The sequence below is a fragment of the Streptomyces sp. WAC 06738 genome (genome assembly GCF_003945505.1).
Lineage (GTDB): Bacteria > Actinomycetota > Actinomycetes > Streptomycetales > Streptomycetaceae > Streptomyces.
The window spans coordinates 8302511-8324535 of the sequence record NZ_CP029618.1 but is presented as its reverse complement, the minus strand read 5'-3'; the positions used below and the strand labels follow the sequence as shown (position 1 = coordinate 8324535).

General features: G+C 70.3%; 16 protein-coding genes and 2 pseudogenes. 10 read left to right on the top strand and 8 right to left on the bottom strand.

What is annotated here, in order from left to right:
- Positions 1 to 1676: 1676 nt before the first annotated feature.
- Entirely contained in the window at positions 1677 to 1850 is a 174-nt protein-coding gene (locus tag DMB38_RS36360; protein ID WP_164715897.1) for a hypothetical protein, read from the bottom strand.
- A gap of 1560 nt (positions 1851 to 3410) precedes the next feature.
- Here DMB38_RS36360 and DMB38_RS35995 point away from each other — a divergent pair.
- Together DMB38_RS35995 and DMB38_RS35990 are read left to right on the top strand one after the other, a co-directional pair.
- Positions 3411 to 3617, top strand: a pseudogene (locus DMB38_RS35995) (zinc-binding dehydrogenase); the annotation flags it as partial.
- A 136-nt stretch (positions 3618 to 3753) separates the two neighbouring features.
- Positions 3754 to 4263 (top strand): hypothetical protein, encoded by a 510-nt coding sequence (locus DMB38_RS35990; protein WP_125933391.1) that lies wholly within the window; start codon positions 3754 to 3756, stop codon positions 4261 to 4263.
- 3 nt (positions 4264 to 4266) lie between these two features.
- Here the strand turns inward: DMB38_RS35990 and DMB38_RS35985 are convergent, their stop codons facing one another.
- Positions 4267 to 4539 (bottom strand): hypothetical protein, encoded by a 273-nt coding sequence (locus DMB38_RS35985; RefSeq protein ID WP_125933392.1) that lies wholly within the window; start codon positions 4537 to 4539, stop codon positions 4267 to 4269.
- Here DMB38_RS35985 and DMB38_RS35980 point away from each other — a divergent pair.
- The 5 genes from DMB38_RS35980 (at position 4529) to DMB38_RS35960 (ending at position 9379) form a co-directional block, all read left to right on the top strand.
- On the top strand, positions 4529 to 4999 hold the full coding sequence (locus DMB38_RS35980) for a hypothetical protein (protein WP_125938710.1): 471 nt from the start codon (positions 4529 to 4531) through the stop codon (positions 4997 to 4999). The two genes, DMB38_RS35985 and DMB38_RS35980, sit on opposite strands and share 11 nt — an antisense overlap.
- Positions 5000 to 5200: 201 nt before the next feature.
- Complete coding sequence (locus DMB38_RS35975) at positions 5201 to 5770, top strand: hypothetical protein (protein WP_125933393.1); 570 nt, start codon at positions 5201 to 5203, stop codon at positions 5768 to 5770.
- 667 nt (positions 5771 to 6437) lie between these two features.
- Entirely contained in the window at positions 6438 to 6767 is a 330-nt protein-coding gene (locus tag DMB38_RS35970; RefSeq protein ID WP_240661850.1) for a hypothetical protein, read from the top strand.
- 698 nt (positions 6768 to 7465) lie between these two features.
- Positions 7466 to 8209 (top strand): hypothetical protein, encoded by a 744-nt coding sequence (locus DMB38_RS35965; RefSeq protein WP_125933394.1) that lies wholly within the window; start codon positions 7466 to 7468, stop codon positions 8207 to 8209.
- 636 nt (positions 8210 to 8845) lie between these two features.
- Positions 8846 to 9379 (top strand): EF-hand domain-containing protein, encoded by a 534-nt coding sequence (locus tag DMB38_RS35960; protein ID WP_125938712.1) that lies wholly within the window; start codon positions 8846 to 8848, stop codon positions 9377 to 9379.
- 334 nt (positions 9380 to 9713) lie between these two features.
- Here DMB38_RS35960 and DMB38_RS35955 read toward each other — a convergent pair.
- Positions 9714 to 10127: pseudogene (locus DMB38_RS35955) on the bottom strand (class I SAM-dependent methyltransferase); the annotation flags it as partial.
- Between the two features lie 239 nt (positions 10128 to 10366).
- On the opposite strand from DMB38_RS35955, the gene DMB38_RS37410 reads away from it, so the two are divergent.
- Both DMB38_RS37410 and DMB38_RS35945 read left to right on the top strand, forming a co-directional pair.
- Positions 10367 to 10723 carry a DUF397 domain-containing protein gene (locus DMB38_RS37410; protein ID WP_240662654.1) on the top strand — a complete coding sequence of 119 codons (357 nt, stop codon included), beginning with the start codon at positions 10367 to 10369 and terminating at the stop codon, positions 10721 to 10723.
- Between the two features lie 35 nt (positions 10724 to 10758).
- The gene (locus DMB38_RS35945; RefSeq protein ID WP_125938709.1) at positions 10759 to 13848 is read left to right on the top strand and encodes an NACHT domain-containing protein; all 3090 of its coding nucleotides are present in this window, start codon (positions 10759 to 10761) and stop codon (positions 13846 to 13848) included.
- A gap of 47 nt (positions 13849 to 13895) precedes the next feature.
- On the opposite strand, the gene DMB38_RS35940 is transcribed toward DMB38_RS35945, so the two are convergent.
- Positions 13896 to 14840: a S1 family peptidase gene (locus tag DMB38_RS35940; protein ID WP_125938708.1), complete on the bottom strand. Its 945-nt coding sequence runs from the start codon at positions 14838 to 14840 to the stop codon at positions 13896 to 13898.
- 381 nt (positions 14841 to 15221) lie between these two features.
- Between DMB38_RS35940 and DMB38_RS35935 the strand changes: the two genes are divergently transcribed.
- A complete protein-coding gene (locus DMB38_RS35935) occupies positions 15222 to 16319 on the top strand; it encodes a M23 family metallopeptidase (RefSeq protein WP_125938707.1) in 1098 nt (365 codons plus the stop codon).
- 81 nt (positions 16320 to 16400) lie between these two features.
- On the opposite strand, the gene DMB38_RS35930 is transcribed toward DMB38_RS35935, so the two are convergent.
- The 4 genes from DMB38_RS35930 to DMB38_RS35915 all read right to left on the bottom strand — a co-directional run bounded on the left by DMB38_RS35930 (position 16401) and on the right by DMB38_RS35915 (position 21982).
- Entirely contained in the window at positions 16401 to 16958 is a 558-nt protein-coding gene (locus DMB38_RS35930; RefSeq protein WP_164716173.1) for a DapH/DapD/GlmU-related protein, read from the bottom strand.
- 73 nt (positions 16959 to 17031) lie between these two features.
- Positions 17032 to 17229, bottom strand: coding sequence for a hypothetical protein (locus DMB38_RS35925; RefSeq protein WP_125938706.1), 198 nt, complete (start codon positions 17227 to 17229; stop codon positions 17032 to 17034).
- Positions 17230 to 17435: 206 nt separating this feature from the next.
- A complete protein-coding gene (locus DMB38_RS35920; RefSeq protein ID WP_125938705.1) occupies positions 17436 to 19322 on the bottom strand; it encodes a glycoside hydrolase family 15 protein in 1887 nt (628 codons plus the stop codon).
- Positions 19323 to 19792: 470 nt separating this feature from the next.
- Positions 19793 to 21982 (bottom strand): polysaccharide lyase family 8 super-sandwich domain-containing protein, encoded by a 2190-nt coding sequence (locus tag DMB38_RS35915; protein ID WP_125938704.1) that lies wholly within the window; start codon positions 21980 to 21982, stop codon positions 19793 to 19795.
- Positions 21983 to 22025: the final 43 nt, after the last annotated feature.

Genomic DNA, 22025 nt, shown 5'->3' with positions numbered 1-22025 from the left:
CCAGACCGAGACCTCCACGGTCCGCATGACCGGCCAGTTCAACGAGGGCTTCGACGACCCCGACGCACGAGTCCTCCTCTACGTCGGGGACATCCCGCCGCCGGACCACCTCGACCTGGCGATCAACCCCCGGGACGTCGGCGTTCGAGTACGGACTACCAGGACGCGACCATCACCGACTTCACCGACGTGCCGATCCGGGTCATCACCGACACGAGATCATCGCCGTCGGCGACCCCACCGTGCCTATCGAATAGAGCTGAGGGGGCCACATGTGCCGAGTGCGGTCACCGGCCTCGGCGTACCGGGCGAGAACAGTGCGACCGCAGTAACGACCCGGGAATTCCCTACCCCCCGCTGCGTCAGGGCGCCTCGCGTCGGGTGTGGCGAGTGGGCGGGTGGTCCAGGTAGGCCTGCAGCGCGGCCTCCAGTTCCGGCGTCCTGTGGCCGGGTTCTTCGGGGCCGTCCGGGGCGGGGTCGTAGTCCGCGGGCGGTGCCCATCCGGAGGCGGGGCGTTCCGGCCCCGGCGGTTCGTCGCTGTTGGCGCCGCCCCACAGGTGGGCTCCGCCTGGGCAACCTCGTCCGGCAGCGCCATGTACGGCACGGGCAGGTCTTCCAGGAGGTCGCCCAGCGCTTCGCCGCGGGCCGGCTCTCGGAGGCTGAACCAGCCGTGGGTGTCGATCCAGCCCAGCATCCAGCGCCGTTCGTCCTCGTCCAGGTCGTCGTCGTCCTTGCCGAGGGTGAGGTAGATCCGCCGGTCCTCATCGATGTCGACCATCCAGTCAGCCACCCGTCCGCCAGCCGTCTCGACGGCGGCGGCGGGCGGCGGTGTACGAGATGCCCTCGCGCTCTGCGAGGGCGCGGGCGGCGCGCTTGGCCTGCTTGTCGGCAGTCACGGTCTTCTCCCGGTCCCGGTGACGACCCCACGCATCACCACCACGAAGAGCCAGCCGTGGACAAGCTGATGCGAACGCGCGTGAGGCAGTGCCCCTTGTCCTCGAAGGCCGCGCCCCGGCGTGGGCGGGATACGGCTCGGAGTCAGGCCGACGCGGTGCGGCCACTACACGCGATAGCCACCGGCACCGACAACGCCCCGGGCCCAGCCGGAGCCCCGCGCCGCGCCCGGCGAGGGCAGACGCACACCTCTTCCCTTCAGCAGAGAAGAGGTGTCGGCGGCGCAGGGCCGCTTGCACAGCTGGTCCGACCTGCGGTGCAACCGGCCCTCCGTCCGGGCCGGTTGCACCCGTCGGCGCACCGGTCCGCGCACCGGTCGGCGCACCCTTCGCCGCACCCCTCCACGCACCCCCGCCGGCGGCGGGACCCGGGGCCGCGGTCGCTCTCTCCGCCGCGGCCCTGCGCTGCTCTCGCCCCTTCCCCGCCATCACCCGGTGCCAGGTGCGAGCAGGGCCGCCAGGAGGGACGTTCGGATGTCACCACGATCAGCAACGGTGCCTGGCCTGCGATGATGCGCTGGTAGCCCGGGTGGGTGTCCAGCGCAGTCGACACCGCAGTCGTACGGGCAGAGGACACCCCAGTGGCAAGGGCAGTGGGTAGCTCAGTCGACGTCTGCCCAGGACGGGCCCTACTTCGGCCGCCCCGGGGCCCTGGCGCCCGAACGCCCCCGTACGGCCGGGAGGCGCGGGCGCCGGCGCCCCCGGACGGGCGCGGCCTGCCGGTCATGGGGCGAGGATCACGCCGACCAACACGACCACGACCATCACCACCGCACACGCGGCCGTGAGCGGGGGGTACACCGCCGGGTGGCGGTGCACGACGTAGAAGATGCCGGCGGCCAGGAGCAGCCCGACGAGGACCAGGAGCAGCACGACGAGTTGGGCAAGCGGAGACACGGGTTTTCCCCTCGGTCAGATGGTGTGTAGGCGGCGGGGCGCGCGGCCCCCGGTGTGTGCCCTCCCGGGTCTAGGGGGTGGATTACCTCCCGGGACGGGGCTGGCTCAGAGTGCTGAGGTCGGGGGCTAGCTCCGCAAGTCCGGTCTGGCCAGCCCCGGATGGGCTGGATGTGCGGTGAGGACACGCGGCCGGGGCGGTGCTAGCGGGGGTGCTAAGACCTAGCGCCCCCACTGCTAGGCACACCCCTGTTGACCAGGCATCTAGCGATCTAGCGGCCTTGGCGGCACCCCGCCCGGCCCCGGGAGATGTCTTGTTCACCGCCGCGGGGACCGGGTGCTAGACCAGCGCCTTCAACTTGCTAGTGCTTCCCGCGTTTAACGCCTTCCTGCACGCGGGGCGGTTGCGCTAGGGCTTGCACGGCGCCGCGGTGAAAGCGCCGGCGGCAGCTCGGGTTTCCCGAAGGTGTCCGGTTTCGCTGCTGGTGTCCCCACCGGTTTCCCCGGGGCTTTCCCCGCTGGTTTCGCGGTGTCCGCCGAGGCGGGCGGATGACTTCCAGGTCAGGGGCGGTGGTCAAGGGGCCGGGCGGCGGTGACACGTCTGTCTGTGTGTCAGCAGCGTCTGTTTCCCCCCCCGGGGGGGGGCGCCGCGGGTGTGCTGGTGGATGTGCTAGCGCTGACGCTGGCACCGGCTCATACCCGCAGCAGTCCGCGCGGCAGACCCGCGGCAGTGGTGCCGGCACACGCGGCACCGTGGTGATGATGCCGGGATGCGGGGCAAGCCGCGCAAGTCCGGTTCACGGGCCGGGCCTCGCCAGATGAACGAGTGAAGGGCCCTGCACGCGCACGTGTAGGCGCGCATGCAGGGCCCGGATTCATCACGCCGCAGCCGGTGATGATGATGACCGTGCGGCAGCGGCTGACCTTACTGTGATCTGGCCTTCTCCTGGGAAGTCAAGTCGGACGCCGCGCGGGAAGAGAACAAGGCCGGGGTGACCGGCGCCAAGGCGCAGCGGGCCCTGGACCCGTCTGGCAGGCACCCGGAGCGGTACCCGGACCGGCACCCCCGGAGGTCGCCCCTCGGCTTGCCCCTCAGAGGGCCTCTCAGGGGGCCCTTCGGCTTGCCTCTCGGGGTGCCTGTCAGGTTGCTTCGGGCCCCGCACAGGGGGCGGGATCGTGCGAGGTCAGCAAGCTTGTCAAGGGGGTTCCGGCGGGCGCCGGCTACTTCCCTCATGGGGTGGTCAGGTAGCGGCTGGCGACGTCCACGAACGCATCGCACCCGTCGACGCCGGTCCGTGCACCCGTCTGCGCGCCCCTCGGCGCACCGGTCCGTGCACCCCGACGGCCCCCCTGCTCGTGCGCGCCTGCCGCGGCCCTCAGCGGGTCGCAGACGGGCTGTCGCGTCCTCGGTGGCTAACCGGGGGCCCGGCGGGGCCGGTGAAGGCGTGGTGGCGGGCTTCTGCGGCCGTGGGCACGGCTGTTCAGCGTCGCGGGGCGGTTGTCGCCAGCGGAGTGCGAGGGCGTTCCGCCGATGTCGGCTGTCCCCCTCGCGCGCCGGCGGTGGAGCTGCAGCGGATCTTCTTCCTGGAGCTGAAGGTCGTCGGCACGACGATGGGCAGCAAGGAGGAACTGGCGGGGCAGCTGAACTTCTGCGCGGCGAAGGGCGTACGGCCGGTGATCGACACGGTGCTGCCGCTGGACCGGGCGAGGGAGGGCTTCGAGAAGACGGCGGCCGGCGACCTCTTCGGCAAGGTGGTCCTGACGACCTGACAGGGCTTGCTGTGTAACGGATTCCACGGCCGTTGAACGGTTCTGGTGCGTGCCGCCGTAAGCGCGTGCGAGGCCCGTGCGACGGCCGGTGCACGGGCCTCGCTGCTTGCGTTTCATCGACGGCAAGGAGGACCGTATGCGAAGGCGTGCACGCGTGGTGAAAGCGGCCGCGGCCGTGCTGATGACGTTCGGTGTGGTGCTGGCCGGAGGGTCGGCGGCAGCAGCCGACGAGCGCCCGAAGCCACCGACGATGCACATGGTGGACGCGGCGGTGGAGGGATGTGAAGCGCCCTGCGCCCCGGACGAATCCGGGGTGGTCACGGTGCGCTTCGCGCCGCCCTCGCCCGGGCCGGACATCCCGCAGTCGGCGACTCCGGCGATCCGGGTCCAGGCGGACGGCGCCGGCTTCCACCCGTACGCCCCGAACCAGACCGGCGACCTGTGGGTGTACAAGTTCCGGATCTGCGCGGACAACGGCCCGGAGCCGTATCCGTGCGTGTACCAACGGCTGACGGACCTGCGGGGCACCGAGTCGTTCACGGTCCAGGTCAGCTACGCCTGGGACTGCGACCCGATCACGGCAGAGTGCCGGGGCCTGAGCCAGGTATCGGACCCGAGCAACGCGGTGGTGCCGGTACAGCGGTAGCGCTCAAGGCGGCCAGGCCCCACCGACGGGGCCCGGCCGCCCATCGGCCCAGGCGGGGTGGTCCAGGTAGACCCGCAGCACGGCCTCCAGCTCCGGCACGAACTGGCCGGGCTCCTCGGGGCCGTCCGGGAAGGGGCCGTAGCCGGCGGGCGGCGCACGCGGCTTCAGGGACCGGTCCCGGGGCTGGCGGCTAGGCTCGCCGGACATGCGGGTGGAGCCACAGGTCAGGGTGAAGCTGATCCACACGACGGGTATCGACAGCCGCATGACGTCCACCACGATCTCCTACGGCATCCAGCAGACGCTGGTCGACCGCCCGGAGAGCGGCGTGCGCACGGGGTGGCTGCGCTGCGCCACCTGCGGGAACTCAGTCGGTCTGCGCATCTTGAGCGCTGAGCTCACCCGTGTGCGCAAGCGGCGCGAGCTGCTGGTCCTCCTGCTCTCCCTGATACCCGGCGCCGGGTTCGCCGTGGGCTTCGCGCTCTCGCTGCCGGATCCCGGCGCGCTGACCATCGCCCTCTTGATCTCGGGCCTCCTGCTGCTCAGCGCCGCGGGCCAAGCGGCCCACATGCTCGTCACCGAGCAGGGGGCGGGGATCGCGAAAGGACGGGGCAACGGCTGGTGGCACCGCACCCAGCCCTACCGCTTCTTCGGTGCCGGCACCGTCAAGGGCCTGGAAGACCTGCACAGAGACCGTGAGGACACCCCGACCCCGTTCATCGACGACGAATTCTGATCAGGCGACTGCCGCGCCGAGCGACACCATCCCTGACCGGATACAGGCGCCCAGGGGCAAGACCGTCCCGCCCCTCGGCGCGGCACCGTGCCGCGGGGGGGGCGGCACCCGAGCCGGCCCTGAAGGGGTACGCCGCCCGCCGTGGTCAACCCGAACGCGGAACCGCCGTGCGGCCCCCTGCCGCTCCGGTACAAGAGGGGCATGGCGTATGCGGGCAATGTGCGGCTGATCGAGACGCTATGGCGGGCAGCCGATCTGACTCGTGCCTGTCTCGCCCGGGACACCGCCCACATCGGCGCCTGCCTCACCGGCCTGGACACCGGCCAGATGAAGGACCTCCTGGCGTGGCTGGTCCTGGATCACGACGCGCTCTTCGAGGACCTCGGGGAGCCCTCCATGACGGTGGGGAACCTCAACATGCTGGCGGCCCTGGCGCCGCCGGAGACCGAGTTCGCGACGACCACGGTCGTACGCCGCGTCGCTGCGGGAGAAACGGGACCCACCCGCGCGCTGGAGGACCTGGCGCCGCCGGACTGCGCCATGCCGTCGCGATCTGCACCGCGGTCATGCTGCCGGAAGCACACGGCCCTCGCTGGAGCACTGAAGCTCGACGAACAGGCAGCCGCGCACGAGCGCGAAGGCCGCCCCCGACCCCCACACCGCCACCTGACGCCCTCGGCGCACCGGCCCGTGCACCCGACGGCCCCTCGCCCGTGCGCGCCTGCTGCGCCCCCTCAGCGGGTCGCAGACGGGCTGTCGCGTCCTCGATGATGGCTACCTGGGCCCGGCGGGACCGGTGGAGGCGTGGTGGCGGGCTTCTGCGGCCCGTGGGCGCGGCTGTTCGGCGTCGCGGTGCCGCTCCGGGGCCTCGGGGCTCGGAGCGGGCCTGACACGCGCGTAGACAACGGTACGCAGCCGCGCGGGCCTGGCCCTCGCCGTACGGCGGGCAGGCGCGCGGCACCGCGTCCGGGACCCCGCCGCGAAGGCCCGCCCGCGCCCCTGGCCTGACATGCCATCAGCCGTCCCGGCCGGATACCCGCTGTCGCGCCAAACATCCTGGACACCCCGCACGGAATTCCGCCGTAAACACGAAACGCCTCCGGAACGGAAAAATTATCCCGGAGGTGCCTCAAACCGCCCCGGGTCAAATCGCCACCGCCCGCTTCTGCTTCCGCCGATTAACAACCGTCGCAGAACGACCCGCGAATGGGGTGGGGCCTGAAGTCGAGCTTTGCGTATCCGTTCCGGGGGGCGGTCGCGGTAGCGGTTCCCGGACAGCTCCTGCGGCGTGCGCCGGGAGACGTCAACCTGGCGCCTCCTGGTGGCGCCTGGGTGGAACGTTTCGCCAGGTGGTGCAGCCTTTATGGTCTCCGCGTCGGTATCCGCGATCTCTTCCTTGCAGCATGAAAGGTGTCGAATGTCCATTCGCTTCCGTCAGATGGCCGTTGCAGCTGCAGCCTCGCTCGCCCTGGTCGCCGTACTACCGAGTCCGGCAGGCGCAGCCGTGGGCGAGTTCCGCTACACCTACTACGACGACCTCGGCAACCAGGCCCCGGGCGTGCTCGTCGACCCTGACAGCCGGGTCTGCGTCACGCTGCCCGAGGCGGCTGACCCCGACACCACCGAGCCGGCATTCGCGCCCCGGAACTTCACCGGCAGCACCGTCACCATGTTCACGGGCCCCGACTGCGACGGCGACTACTACAGCCTCCGCCCCGGCGGCCAGGCCAGCGACCGGCTCAAACTCCGCTCCGCCCTCTTCAACTGATCCGCGAACAAACGGATCACCGGCGCCTGACCATCCGGCCGGCCAGGCACACACCTCTTCCCCCGCGCGGGCAAGAGGTGCCGGCGGCACGGGACCGCCCGCACAGGTGACCTCACCTGCGGTGCAACCCGCCCTCCGCGCAAGCCTCCTGCACCCGCCCGCGCACCGGCCGGCGCGCCGACGAGCGATACACCCCCCGGTGCGCGGTCCGCGCACCCCTTCCACGCACCCGGCCCGCGGCGAGGCCCCAGGGCGCGGCCGCACCCTCCCCCGCGGCCATGCGCTGCCCTCGCCCCCCTCCCCGCCATCACCCGGCCTCAGGTGCGAGCAAGGCCGCCAGGAGGGAAATCGCGGTGATGCCACGGGGCGACCTGCGGCGATGCCGTGACGATCGGGCAGAGCAGGGGCATCGCAGTCACCCGGGCAGTCACCAGGGCGTACGGCACCGCACTGGCGAGGCAGTGAGTACCTCAGCCGAGGCCGGTGACCGGCACCGGCCGGCGGGACCGGGCGCACGCTTTCCTCCCCGCGCTGATCCCGAACCGGCGAACCCGGATCGCGCCGGGCCGCTCGACCCGCCCGAACAGCGGGACCCGGAGTCGGCCGCGCGGCCCTACGGAGCCTGATCCCCGGCACCACAGCCGCCCGACCACGGACGCCCGGGGCGGAGCACCGGAATATCCGCAAATGCGCGCTCCGTGGTGATCACCGTACGGAAGACTGTGCACGTGACGCTTCCTACCCGGCTGGCCGCTGCAGAAGAGATCCACGCTCATCTGGCTGATCAGCTGAACCTTGCCCTTCGCCGGCCAGGGATGCACGGCGGCGAGACAGCTCTTCGAATCCTCATCGATCACCTGCTGTTCATGGAGCGCGAGCCCGAGGCGTGGGCTGAACTGCAGCAGGACTGGGAGAACCGCGGACTGTGGACCCCCACCGGAATCGCCGGGGCCCTCCACGACCTGTTCCCCGCACAGGCGGACTGCAACGACACCGCCTCGGTCTACGCGGAGTTCGTACACCGACGCGGCTGGCTCAAGCCCGATCGCGTCCTCACCAGACAGGAGTACAAGACCCTCACCCGCCGGGTCCGGCAGTGGGCCGCCGCTGACCACACCTGGCCTGACGTGACAGCCGAGTTCGGCCCACCCTCCGTACTCTCCGGAGGAAACAATCCCCCGTACGGGAAAACGCTCAGCTACCTCACACAGGATCCCCAGCAGCCCATCGTGGCCTTCCACCTGTGGAACGGCAGCGAACCAGGGACCAAGCCGTGGCCACCCGAACATGAGCAACCACTGCTCCTCGCGGCGCGATTCGGCAGCAACTCGTTCAGCCGATCGCTGACCTTCACCCCCGAAGGCAAACAGAGAAAACCGACAGGTCATCCAGGCTCGGCACAGCAGGCGGTCGGCGCAAAACCCCACCGGACCCGGGCCTGACACCACGGCAGCGATCGCATGGTCCCAGCGGCCGGCGGCATCGAGGAGCAGCTCGCCGGAGAGCCGCCAGGCGCCGACCAGGCAGAGGGTGCCGGTGTGTCGGGGGCTCTCGAAGTCGAGGAGCAGGCCGTCGACGACGACGCCGGCGCCCGCGGCGAACACAGCGCCGGCGAAGGCGGGGCCCGGGGAAGGCGGGGCCGGCGCATGTGGGGCCGGCGCATGTGGGGCCGGGGATGCAGGACGACGGCCCGGTCCGGGGGCGCGGAAGCCGTGGAGCGCCGGCGGCGTGGTGCAACTGGGCGACAGCGTCGGCGACCACGCCGGGTACGGAAGGGCGAGGAAGCGGGCGGAGCGGTGAGCCGAAGAGCGGAGGGTTGTCAGCAGCGGGGCTCATGAGCTGGCGAATGGGATCGAGCGAAGCGGTCCGGTTGCCTCACGCGAGGCAACCGACTTGTCACATACGCTCATTCAACAGCCCTTCTGGCACCAGATGCGAAGATCGAGAGCCAGCGGCTCCTCAAGACGGTTCCATGGCTCATGGCCCTTACACACGCCGGGGTCCCCCACTCGGCTGAGCCGAAGGACCCCATCGGCCCAGGCCCGAAACCGTCAGGCCGCACAAGACAGGTGATGAACATGCGAGATGAGGCCGCCAAACGGGTCGAGCTGGTCTTCTCCCTCTTCGACACCAACGGCAACGGAGTCATCGACTCCCACGACTTCGACCTCATGACCGGCCGTGTTCTGCAGGCGGCAGCCGCCTCCGACGACGACGCCAAAGCCGCCATCCGCGCCGCGTTCCGCCGCTACTGGACCACACTCGCCACAGAACTGGACACCAACGACGACGGCGTGATCACCCTGGACGAGTTCCGTCCGTTCGTGCTCGACCCCGAGCGTTTCGGTCCCACGGTCGCCGAGTTCGCCGCAGCCCTCTCCGCGCTCGGCGACCCCGACAGGGACGGCCTGATCCAGCGGCCCCTCTTCGTCTCACTGATGACAGCGATCGGCTTCCAAGAGACGAACATCCACGCCCTCTTCGACGCCTTCGACCCGGACACCGAAGACCGCATCACCGTAGCCACCTGGGCAGACGGCATCAAGGACTACTACACGCCCGACATGGCCGGGATCCCCGGCGACCAACTGGTAGCCGCCCGCGCCGGCTGACACAACCCGCCAGCGGCCTCCCGGCCGCCGGCGACACCGCCACGACATCACCGTACTGCCGCCTTCCACCAGGACACGTGCCGCCGTATGGGGGCTGAGGGCAGAGCGCCGGCCTCAGGCCCCCTGCGGAGGTCATCGTGAGCGGTGCAGGCGTCATGGCGGGGTCTGTCTTCGGTCTCGTGTCGTTCGCCCGCAGGCGGGCGGCGCGGCGGCTGGTCCGCGCGATCGCAGGGCGGAGGATCGACCGCATAGCGGGCCTATCCGGCCGACCCCCGACAACGCAGCAAGCGTGCATGCCAGCCGCGCGCCGCAGACGAGAGACAGAAGACAGACCCTACGGCTTGCGCGCGAACACCCACCGGTTTCCCTCCAGCGCGTCGTTGGGCTCGGGAAGAGGGCCGCGCCGGTGCCGGCGGGTGAAATCGAACGGCGTGTGCATCGAAGCGGACCAGCCCCTGGCCACCAGAACGCCCGCCGAGTCGGGGCGCGGCCCCTTGTCGAAAAGGTCCAGCAGATCGATGCCGATCTCTTCTCGCGTCGCCGTATAGATCGCACTACCACGATAGGCCTCAAGGTCCTTTTCCAGCTTCGCCTCGAAGGCCAGAGCACTGCCTGCCACGGCCAGCCCGTCCACCGTGCCGATGAGGTACGACTCGGCAGGACCCGGCAAGTAGAAAAGAAGCCCCTCAGCCAGCCAAACACTCCGTGCGGCCGGGTCGAAGCCGGCGGCCGTCAACGCACCCACCCACACAGGCAGGAGCCGCACGGACGAAATGTGCCGCGTAGCCGTCCCGCGCCAGACAATCGTGACGGTAGGTCTCGATGGCCCGTGGCTGGGTATCGGGGGCGGGGTTGGTGCCGCCGGTGGCTTAGGACTTCAGACGGTCTAGTTGGAACGCTCCCGCCGACGGGGCGCGGCCCAGGGTGCGCTGGGGCAGCGGCACGGGCGTACGAGTTGCAGACGAAGGGCTTCGCCACGGCGCCGTGGTGTTCCACGGCATTGAGGATCAACCGCCGTGCTGCGTCCTGCATATCGACGGTTTCTCTCAGGGGCGGATGACGTTGGACGCCACCGATGTCGACGACGGTGTTCGTGCTTATGATCTGGTCAGAGGCTGTGCCTGGAGCGGTGCATATCTGGAGGCTCAGACAGCGATGACGAACACTGACGCATCGTCCGTTCGCTTACACAACTCCAGCCACCGCAGCACCTACGGGGGTGAGGGCGTGGAGGTCGGCGGTGGATTTCCCGTCGTTCCCGTACGCGACGGTAGGCATCCCTGCGGGCCGGTGCTGGTGTTTTTCGTCGCCGGGGCGCTCAACCGCGGTGGGCTCGACGCCTGAGGACACGGTCGGATATTGCCGCGAGGGGGAAACGAATGGTTGCGGAGGCGGCGGCGTTGCGGTTGGGGCAGACGGTTGCCACCGCTGCGGCGCGGGTGTGGCTGGGCGGTCGGCGGCGGGAGCAGGAGCGGTCGCTGGAGCTGGACGAGCTGCTCCGGACGCGGGTGGCGGGGCTGCGGCCCAGGCGCGAGATCGGCCGCCAGTTCGAGAAGATCGCCGACGCCGTGTACGACCGGCTGGAGCCGCATCTGGGCCACGCCTTCCAGCAGCTCGACGAAGGCGGGCGACAAGCCGTCGTCGACGCCGTTTGCACCACCCTCACCAGCGCCGACCTCTCCGACGAAGCGCTGATGGGCGCGAACGCCCGGTCCGCGGAGCTGATCCGGCAGATCACCGCCTCCACGCGGGCGCCGGTGGGCCTGAACGAGGCGGAGACCCGGCTGTACGAGGCGCTCTTCGCCGAGTGCGTCGAGTACTACGTCCGTATCGTGCGCAGCCTGCCGCCCTTCGAGGAACGGGCCGCGACCGAGCTGCTTGCCCGGACCGCCGCGATCGGTGACGGGGTCGCGCGCATCCTCGAACGTCTCCCGGACCGCTCGCTGTTCGCCCCTGAGGGCACCGACCAGGACGCCGGATTCCGCCGCCGCTACCTGGAGCTGGTCAGCCGGGAGCTCGACGAGGTGGAACTGTTCCGGCAGGCGTCCGACCGGGCCGCCGCGCCCCGGATCAAGCTCTCGGTCGCGTACGTCAGCCTGCGCGCCAGCGGCAACGAGAGCGAGCAGGCGCGCGCCGGCCGCTCGGCGCCGATGGTGCGATCGGAGATGAGCTACTGGGAGGACACCGGCAACCGCCGGGGCGGCATCGAGGACACACTCAGCGGACGTCACCGCGTACTGCTGCGCGGCGAGGCCGGCTCCGGCAAGACCACGCTGCTGCGCTGGCTGGCCATCACCGCCGCCCGCGGCGCCTTCACCGGCGAGCTGGCCTCGTGGAACGGCCTCACTCCGATCTTCGTCAAGCTGCGCGAGTACAGCGGCCGGACGCCGCCGCGGCTGGAGGACATCCTCGACGGCGTCGCGGGCACCATCACCGGGGTCATGCCCCGCGGGTGGGTCGAGCGGCAACTCGAAGGCAGCCGGGTGCTCCTGCTCATCGACGGCGTCGACGAACTCCTGGAGCAGGACCGCCGGGCGATACGGGAATGGCTGCGCCGCCTGCTGAGGACGTACGGCGGGATCCGGGTCGTGGTCACCTCCCGCCCGGCGGCAGCCGGCGCCGACTGGCTGCGCCGCGAGGACTTCACCTCCGTCCATCTGGACCGCATGACCCCCGCGGAACTGGCGGATTTCGTACGCAGGTGGCACCTGGCAGTACGCGACTTGGGCGACGACCTGCCCTGCGGGATCGACGAATTGCCGCATTACGAGATGTCGCTGCTGGCCAACCTCCAAGAACGCCCGCACCTGCACCAGTTGGCGAGCACACCGCTCCTGGCCGCGATGCTCTGCGCCATGCACCTCAGCCAGGGCCGCCACCTCCCCCAGGACCGCATGGAGCTCTACCGCCACGCCCTGCACACCCTGGTCCACGAACGCGACGTGGAGCGGAACGTGCCCAGCGCGGTCGACGCCACCCTGTCGCTGAGCGACAAACTCGTCATCCTGCGGCACCTCGCCTGGAAACTCTCCGACAACCACCGCAGCGAGATCCAGCTCGAACGCGCCGCCGACTACGTCACGGCGACACTCAAATCCCTGCGGCACCTCGACGGGACCGACGGCGGCCGGCTCCTGGACCAGTTGCGGCTGCGTTCCGGCGTCCTCCGCTCCCCCGCGGAGGGACGCCTGGACTTCGTCCACCGCACCTTCCAGGAATACCTCGCCGCGGAAGAGGCCGCGGAGGAGGACCACATCGGCAACCTGGTCAGCCGCGCACATCTGGACCTCTGGCGCGAGACCGTCGTCATGACCGCAGGTCACGCCAACACCCGCCAGCGGGAAGAGCTGCTGAACGGCATCCTCGACCGCGCGGATACCGAACCCCGGCACACCCGCCCGCTGCGACTGCTGGCGGCGGCCTGCCAGGAGACCACGCGGTCGATGTCACAAGAGCTCGGCGAGCGCGTGGACCAGGCGGTGAACACCCTGCTCCCGCCTCGCCGGTCCACGGATCCACCGGCACTGGCCGCCGTCGGGCCGGCCCTCTTACGCCGACTGCCGCGGTCGCTCGAAGAGCTGAGCACCAAGGCCGCGGTGGAGACGGTGCGCACGGTCGCGATCATCGGAGGCGCGGCAGCCCTGGAACTGCTCAAGGGATACGCGCAGGACGGACGCGGCGAGGTCATCGAGCAACTCATCCGCGCATGGGACTACTTCGAGCCGAACGCCTACACCGAGCAGGTCCTGAACTTCCTCCCGCTGCCGGGCCGATACGTATGGGTCAGCCACTCCGGTCAGCTCAACACCGTACATCGGCTGCAGTCACTGAGTTTCCTCGAAGTCCGCCCCCGGACACACGACCTCACCTTCCTCGCACGCATTCCACCGCTGCGCCACCTGGTCATGAGCCACCTGGAAACGCGCATCGACCTGTCTGCGCTGCGAGCACATCCCGACCTCGAAGCGGTCCACTTGTACGGAGGGGCGCGCTTGACCGGGGTGCAGGTCCTCGAAGAACTCCCGAACCTGAAATCCCTCACCCTGCGATGTTCCCAGGCCGCCCCTCTGAAATCCTCCGAGACGCTGTCCAGGCTGGACTTCCTCGGTCTGCAGGGAGTGGACGAGAGCTCCGATCTCAGCCTGCTGCCCGGCCTCACCCGCCTGCCGGGTCTGACGCTGCACTACAAGGACTCCGCAGCGGTCCATCCCCTGCGAGAGCTCGACGGCCTCACCGGCCTGACGAATCTCACCCTGGTCGGGGGCGATGTGAGCGCCTGGGTTGCCGAGGTACAAGGAGGCCCCCCTGCTCTGAAATATCTCCAGCTCTACCAATGTGTGTTCTCGCCCGACCGGTGCGCCCTCTCAAGGTTCCCGAACCTCGAGAGGGTGAAGACCGAGGGCAGCCACCACCCGGACGGCACGCCCGTCACTCACCTGGACATCCCCGGCGTCCAGGTGGTCATCTGACGCCGCCGCTCCGGACCCGGCACCCGCGGCGCCGCGAACCCGCCTGGTCAGGTGAGGACGGCGCCGTAGGCCGCGAGGATCTCGTTGATCGGCTGGACGAAGGACGTACCGCCCGAGGTGCAGTTGCCCGAACCGCCCGAGAGCACCCCGACGGCCAGTGCCGTCGTGCCGTCCCCGGTGAGGGTGAACACCGGAGAGCCGCTGTCACCGGGCTCGCAGCACAGAGTGGTGCGGATGAGCCCGCTGACGATCGCGTCGCCGTAGTTCACCGTGACGTTGATGCCGGTGATGCCTCCGCCGTGGCAGCCGGTGGCGCCGCCGGCCATCGAAACGCTCTGGCCGACAACCGGGTTCGCAGGACCGGTGATGTCGATGATCGTGCCGTTGCAGTTGACCGTCCCGGGCCGGGGCACCGCGGGATTGGTGTACCGCACGATGCCGTAGTCGTTGCCCGGGTAGCTGCTCGCCGCGGTCGGGCCGACGAGCGTGGTGCGCGACGAGTTCGTGTACCAGGTGGGGAAGCCGGCGGTGCAGTGGCCCGCGGTCACGAAGTAGTCGGCGTTGCCGGCCCGTACGTTGAAGCCGACGGTACAGCGGCCGGTAGTGCTCCAGACCGGCTCGCCGCCCTGGAGATACGGCCGGAACGTACCCGCGGTCCGCTCGAAGGTGAGGGCGCCGGCCTGCGCACCCGCGCTCCTGCGCAGCTCGGTGATCTCAGCGGCCGACACGCGCTCGTCCACCGTGACCAGGACGGTGCCCGTCGCCTGGTCGACGCCCCAGGCAGTTCCGGCGATGTCGGCGGCGAGGACGGCGTCGCCCGCCGCCGCGAGTTCGCTGGTGCTGAACGTCCGCGGCTGGGCCTGCGCCGCCTGCGGGCCGGCCAGCCCCAGACCGGCCGGGAGGGCGAGCACGGCCAGGGCGGTCAGGGCGGTCACGGGCCGCCGGAAGCGCCGGGCTGTGCGTCTGAGGGGGTTGGTGCGCTCGGTGCTCACGTCTTCCTCCTACGAGGAGTCGGAACCGGGTGGGACGTACCGCACATGGACGACATGTCCCTGACAATAGGAATTCTCTCATCACACCCCGCGTTGCCAAGGCCGTCTTCAGGCCACCGCCCCGCCCGCCGCACGGTTCCCGCCACCCGGTCCGAGAGAGCGGCCTCTCAGGCCGCGGCAGGCGTCAGGGAAATTCGCGCAACCAGGGCGGGCCGGCAATAAGTCTGCGGGTTAACCGGAAATGACGTGCAAGAGTCCAATTGATCGCCCGTTCAGCACATTCCGTGACTTCAACGCCTCGCAGAGCGTGACCGTGCTGTGTCAGAATCCGCTGACCTGTTCACCCGACAGGGCCTCGCGAACGGAAATGGGGTACCACCCTTGCTCTCCAAGCTGTCCGTGAGAACCACCCTCGCCGCTCTCGCCATCACCGGGCTGGTCGCCACCGCGCCCTCGGCGCTGGCCACTTCCCCGGACTCCGCGAAACCTCGCGCGACGCCGGTGTCCGCCACGTCGCCGTCCGCCGGTGTCACCGTGAAGATGCCGGACAAGGTCGCCGACCGTCTCGGCGCCGGCCGCAAAGCGCTGATCGACGCCGTCTCCGCCGATGTCCTCTCCCGGTCCCACGACGCCAAGGGCCTCGCCCCGGCGAAGGCCGTCAGCAAACTCGCCGCCGAGGGCCGCAAGGTGGTGGTCGACGTCCGCACCGTCTCGCCCGGATGGGCCCGCGGTGTGGCGTACGTCGAAGCCTCGCGCAAGGCCCACGGCCAGCCGGAGGGCTGGCTCTACCTCGCCCACCGCGAGAACGGGCGCTGGGTCGCCGGTCTCGAGGGCGACCGCGAGTTCGCCGCTCACGTGGCGACATCACCGCTGGTCGGCAAGACCGAGCGGAAAGCCATGACGGACTACGCGCAGCGCAGGACGGCCCCGGACTCGAAGGCGTCTCCGACGAGGGCCACGGCCAACACCGGCGGGCTGCTCCTGCCTTGGATGCCCGACTACTACATGACCGTGACCGGCGGTCCGCACTCCCACACCGGCGGGACCGGCTACTGGAGCAGCCTCGACTTCGCCGGCGGCAACGCCAGCGGGCGGGTCCGATCGTCCCGTGAAGGCACCGCGACCTCGATGTGCGGTGCCGGCGGCGGCTGGACCAGGGTGATCCACCCCGGCGGCTTCTCGACGGACTACTACCACATGTGGAACACCACCTACTACAACGGGACATCGATCGGGCGCAGCGCCCTGCTCGGCACCATAGGCACCGACGTCTGCGCCGGCGGTTCGGCGACCGGCGCCCACGTGCACTGGAGCCTGCGTACGTACGACGCGAACCTCGTCGGCCAGTACACCTGGCTGAACGGCCGCACCATCGGGGGCTGGACCTGGTGGAACGGCTCCAGCCAGTACACCGGCTGCGGCACCCGCCTCGGCTACTCCGGCTGCCCCGGCACGGCGATCTACAATCGCACCAGCTGACAGCCGCTCAGCAACTCACCCTTGGAGCCCTCGCGCGGCACGTGGCCGGGGGCTCCAAGGGGCGCAGCTCCTGGCAGAGCGTCATTCCTCACCCGAGCCCCACGTCCGGTGCACGGTTGCCTTGCTGCCGGTCACCAGGCTTGCCGGCGGAACGTCGTCGGCCACGACCGCGCCGGCGGCGACCACGGCGTCGCGGCCGATGGTGACACCGGGCAGGATGGTGGCGCCGGCACCGATCCACACGTTCTCCGCCACGTCGATGGGTGCGCCGGTGAGGTACAGCCGCCGCTCCCCGGGATCGACCGGGTGGCCGCTGGTGATGAACGTGGCCTTCGGCCCGATCATCACGCGCTCGCCGAGGCGGATGCCGGCATAGTCCAGGAAGGTGCAGTTCTGGTTGATGAAGACGCGTTCGGCGAGGTCGAGGTTGAGGCCGTGGTCCGTGTAGAAGGGCGGATAGATCGTGACTCGCGGCGGCAGTGGCTTGCCGAGGATCTGTGTGAAGAGGTCCGCCTTGCCCGCTTCGTCGTCGAAAGGCAGGACGTTCAGGCGGGACGTGAGTTCGGTGACGCGCAGGACCCTCTCGGCCATGGCCCGGAACTCGGCGCTGTGGATGCGCATGAGACGGTCGCTGGACATGCCACGATCCCTTCCGCGTACCGGTGACTGGGGTTCATCGACCGTCTACGACCACTGACTTGGAAGCGGTCATCTAGTCGTCGCCGCTGGTGTTGCCGTTGCTCCCGCGGCGCCGGCCGCCCGCGGAGCCGCGCACCGCGTTCCCCGCGGCGAGCGTCAGGGTCGCCGCGGCGCGGACCCACCGGGGGCCGCCTCCACGAGCCGACCACACCACACATGCGCACCCCCCGAGAACGAGCGCCAGGACGACAAGCAGTATGGGAATGATCAAGGTTCTCCGCCTCTGCGTTCAGCCCTTCGGTCGGGCCGATCCTCTCAGGCGGGGGCGGTCACCGAGACGGCGGGAGGTTCCGTCTCGAAAGCATCGCTTTGCCCGGGGTACGCGTCAGGCGGGTGCTGCCCGGCCTTCTCAGCCGTGTCACCGACCCTGCCCCTGTCCCGGCCGAAGCGGGGACAGGAGCAGGGGCACGGCGGGAGCTAGCGTGCCCGGGGTGGCACGGGGAGGGCATCGTCGCGGTCGAGCTGGAGCAGGGTGAGGACGAACAGGGAGTCCGTCCAGCCGAGCGGAACGACCGACGCCGGGTTGCCGTCGTCGTCGACCTTCTCGGGCAGCTCGCCGAGGACGTTGCGCTTGGAGAGGACCCAGTCGAGCACGCGGCCGGCCTTCTCCCGCTCGCCGAGGCCCGCCCAGGCGAGCCCGAAGAACGACGTACTCGGTGTCCAGGTCGACGTGCCCCAGTCGTGGCCCGGGTCGTCGCCGGGGACGACACCGCCGTTCGGGCGCAGCAGGGCGTCATAGGTGGAGTCGAGCGCGTCCCGCAGGTCGGCGGGCGCGGTGTTGAAGGGCGGTGCCATGAAGGCGGCCGCGCTGTCGCGGCCGTGCAGGCCGTCCACCGTGCGCGGGTAGCCGAGGGGGGCGAAACGCTCGGCGATCGCGGCCGAGAGCTTGCCCGCGGCCTCTGCCCATGTCGCCGCGTGGTCGTCGTGGCCGAGGGCCCGGGCCAGGTCCGCCGCGGCGTTGAGGCCGCTGAGCAGCGGTGCGGCAGTTCCGATGTTCGGGGTGCCGGTGCCGAGTTCCCAGTAGTCCGGCGAAGCCGGCGGCAGTCCGTCCCCGTCCAGGGATGCGGCGGCGTAGTCGGCCGCCTTTTCGATCGCCGGGTACAGCTTCTCCAGGTCCGCGTCGCGTGTCTGCCGCGGAGCGGCCTGGTACCACTGCCAGGTGGACCAGGGGACCCAGCCGTTCGCGTCGAGCTGCCAATGCCGGCTGTCGGGCGGTCCCGCGCCGTCCAGGGTGGTACGTGCTTCCCAGGTGCCGTCCGGGCGCTGGGTGGAGGCGTTGTACGTGAGGATGCGGTAGGCGTCCTCGGTGTGTCCCGTGTGCGCGAGCGCCGCGGCGACGTAGCTGGAGTCGCGGGGCCAGGAGTACTTCCAGATGGAGTACCAGGCGGCGGCGGAAGCACCGTTGGGCTGGACGAGCGCCCTCATGGAGAGCAGGGCCCGTGCGGCGGCCTTGCGTTGCGGTCCCGTCCTGCCGGGGACGGTGCCGCGCTTCAGCCAGGCGCGTGACTCGCTGATCTGGCGCCGTGCGCCGGGGTCGTTCGCGTGCACCGTCACCGGCTCGGTCCCGCCCGCGGGAAGGTAGCGCCAGCGGCCGCTGGGCAGCCGCAGCACGTTGCTGTCCCGTACGTACTCGGAGCCGTACGCCTGCACGGGGGTGATGGCTTCCGTGGTCTTCCCGTTGGAGTACAGGCCCGCCGTGGAGGCGGCGAAGACGTGGTCGGGCACGGCGCGGTAGCAGGCGTCCGGGTCGCCGCAGCCCTCGGCACCGGCCGGGTTGACGAAGAAGGCGGTACGGGTGGTGTAGGCCCGCCAGCCTCCGAGCACCGGGAGGTCGTAGTTCCAGCTCGTGAGCGATCCTCCGACCGGTGACCTGGTGCCGTGCCAGGCGATCGCCTTGCTCTCCGTCGTGGTCGCTTGCGCGAACAGGTAGTAGGTCGTTCCGGGAGTGACGTCGGCGCCGAGCGGGAAGTCGAGCCATCCCGCTCCCCCGCCGCCGAGCTGCGCGAGGTCTCGTGTGCTCGACGAGATCGCCGACCCGGGGTCCTCACGCGCCGTCCGGACCTCCACCGTGACGGTGCCCGAGGCGGCACGGCTCGCCAGGTAGAGGGACGCCTTCTCCACCCGGCTGTCATCCGTGGTGAACTCCTGGGCCGCTGCGTTGTCCGGGCCCTTGATGCTGAAGAGCGCGGTGTCGAATCGCGGCTGCCCGTCGTACGCGGGCGCCGCGGCGGCCGCGTCGCGGGGCCACCCCTGCGACGCCACGAGGACCACCGCCAGCGCGAGCAGCGCCGCCCAGCGATGCATGCGGCCGGGAGGGCGGGCCCTCACCGGCACGGGAGTCGAAGCACTGTGCACGATCAACCTCCAGGTGTCGCCTCTGGCGCCGGAGAGCCGCGATGGCGCCGATGCCCTGACGTCCTGCTCGCTGCAACAGGCATCCGCACGTGCCCGGGTTCACTCGAGGGTCACGAAACACGACATACGCGCTGCTCCGACCTCCTCAGCCCGAGGGCCGCCACGTCGCTGATGACGGCAGATGCGAAGGCACACGGCGTGATGGTGCAGCGGATCCTGCCGGTGGACCGCGGCAAGATTGGACTACACCACCGATCCGACGAGGATGGGCGTCTCCTCGTGGGTCGTCAAGCCTGCGAGGCGGGATCGCTCCGGCGACGACAGACGTCCCGCGGCGATTGCGTACGTGAAGTCGCCACGGCAGCGACCGCCGCCCGGCCTGACGGCGCGCCAGACCGGGCGGCGGTACTCCGGCGGCGTCACGTCAGGGGCTGCGTCACCGTCTTGCCGAGGTTCGCGCCGGAGCCCAGCTCGAAGCCGGCCCGGCGGGTGCGGCCGGGGGCGGCGAGGGCGACGGAGACGGTCAGGCCGGGCTGGTCGGGATTGGCGACGCTCATCACGGCCGAGCCGCCGGACTCCTTGAGCATGACGACGGCGGGCTGATCGACCCGGAGCGTACGGCCCGCACCCAGGTCGAGGGAGCCTGCGGCATGGAAGGTGGCCATCGTCAGCCGCAGCCCCGGGTGGCGGACCGCCTGGACCTGCTCGTCGTTGCGGAGGATCCTGACCGCCGGCCCGGCCGCGTAAGCCCGTACCTTCGCCGGAGATGCATCGGGCAGGACGATGTAGGCGTACTCGGCTCCCTCCGGGGCCCGGCCGTGATCGAAGTAGAGCGTGAAGGCATTCCGCGTCACCGGATCGCGGTCGATCCAGCTCCCGCTCTGCTCCTTGTTCGAGACCCTGAGGGGTCCTCCTTCGGGGAATACGTAACCGATCTCGTCGTTGTACGCCCACGAGGCACCGGTGGCCACGGAGTCGGTCCCCGGGCGCACGGCCTTGCCGCCGACGGTGGCATTGCCCCGGGCCGCGCCCTGGTTGACGGTCGTGTGGACGGCGTGTTCGGAGGTGGAAGTGATTCCCGCGCCGAGAGCGACCATCTCGTCGTCGAAGTAGAAGTAGCTCTTGCGGCCGGTGGTCGAGGACCGGTCCAGCGTGAAGGCGACCGCTCCGTAGCGCCCGTCGGAGACACCGCCGGTGAAGCTGCCGGCGTTGCGCTTTCCCGCCGTCGACGTCACCTTGGCGTACGGCGCGGTGACACCCGGGTAGTGGAACCAGTCGAAGGCGGGTACGAGGTCGTCGTATTCCCGGTTCGTGACCTGGATCGAGGTGGCGCCCTGTGCGTTCCAGTCGATCTCGTTGCCGACTTCCGGCCGGAAGGTGGAGCGGTACTCGCTGCCGACCATGCGCGGGGAGTTGATCCTGGTGAAGATTCCGTACCCCGCGCGCAGGTGCGAGGAGAACTCGGAGCGCCAGAAGTACTTGTGCCCGGTGACGCCGTTCTCCCGGGTCTTCCCGCGGATGTTGTCGGCGAGCTTCTTGTACGCCGCCGAGTTGCCCTCGTCGGCCCGCACCATCCGGTCGAGCGGCTCCACGAAGTCCGCCGCATAACTCGTGACGCCGTCGATGGTGTTGGCGGGGCGGTACCCGAGGTACATCATCCCGATCTCCCCGCGGATCAGCCAGCGCGTCCCGTCGAGGATGTAGAAGGCGATGGCGTCGACTTCCTCGTCGGAGAGGGCGAAGCGCGTGCCGCGCGAGACGTCGGCCCACGCGGCGACGATGGTGAACAGCGCCATGCCGTAGCCCTCGCTGTAGAGCTGCGCACCGTGCGCCCAGAAGCTCGAGTCGACCTGCACGGCCTCCTTGATGCCGCCGCTGCCGTCGACCGCGATCGTCTGCGACATGGTGTCGTAGCCCTGCTCGATGTCGGCGGTGGAGCGCTTGGCGACGGCCTCGTAGAGGTAGTTCTCCGTCCGCCAGGAGCCGTTCGCCCCGACGGGGTCGAGCCGGCCGGTGTTGTGCGCGTACGCCACCTCGCGTGCCTCGGCGCTGAGTTCATCGCCGACGAAGATCGACACGCGGCCCATGGCCATGGACTTGCCGATCTCGACCTCCCACCAATTCGTGCTGGTGGGTTTCACGCCGTCCCAGTAGAGAAGTGCGCGGTTCAGGGCCTCGACTATCTCCGGCTTCCCATAGCCCGGGGCGTCCGGGTCGCGGTAGGCGTGCGCCATCGCCATCATGCGGTAGAGCGCGTGATACGGCGACCAGACCCGGCCGTTCGCGGAACTGGTGGTGTCGGCGTAGTCCACGTTCGGCCACGAGCCGTCGGCGCGCAGCGACTCGGCATACGTCAGGGCCTCCGACGTACGGGCGAGATAGATGAAGTTGGCGAGCTTGATCTGGTCGCCCTGGGCGAGGAAGCGCTGCTGAATGCGCTCGATGATGAGCTGAATGTCGTCGGCCGCCGCGCGGTTTCCGGCGGCTTCGGCGGCGCGCGCGATAGCCGGGGCTGACAGCGTCAGACCCGCCACGCCCGCGGCAAGTCCGAGTCCGCCGAGAAGGACGCGGCGTCGGTCGAGAAGGGGTGCGGCTCCGTTTTCAGGCATGCGGACTCCTTTATGCGCACCCGGTGGTGACAACGCTGCCGGG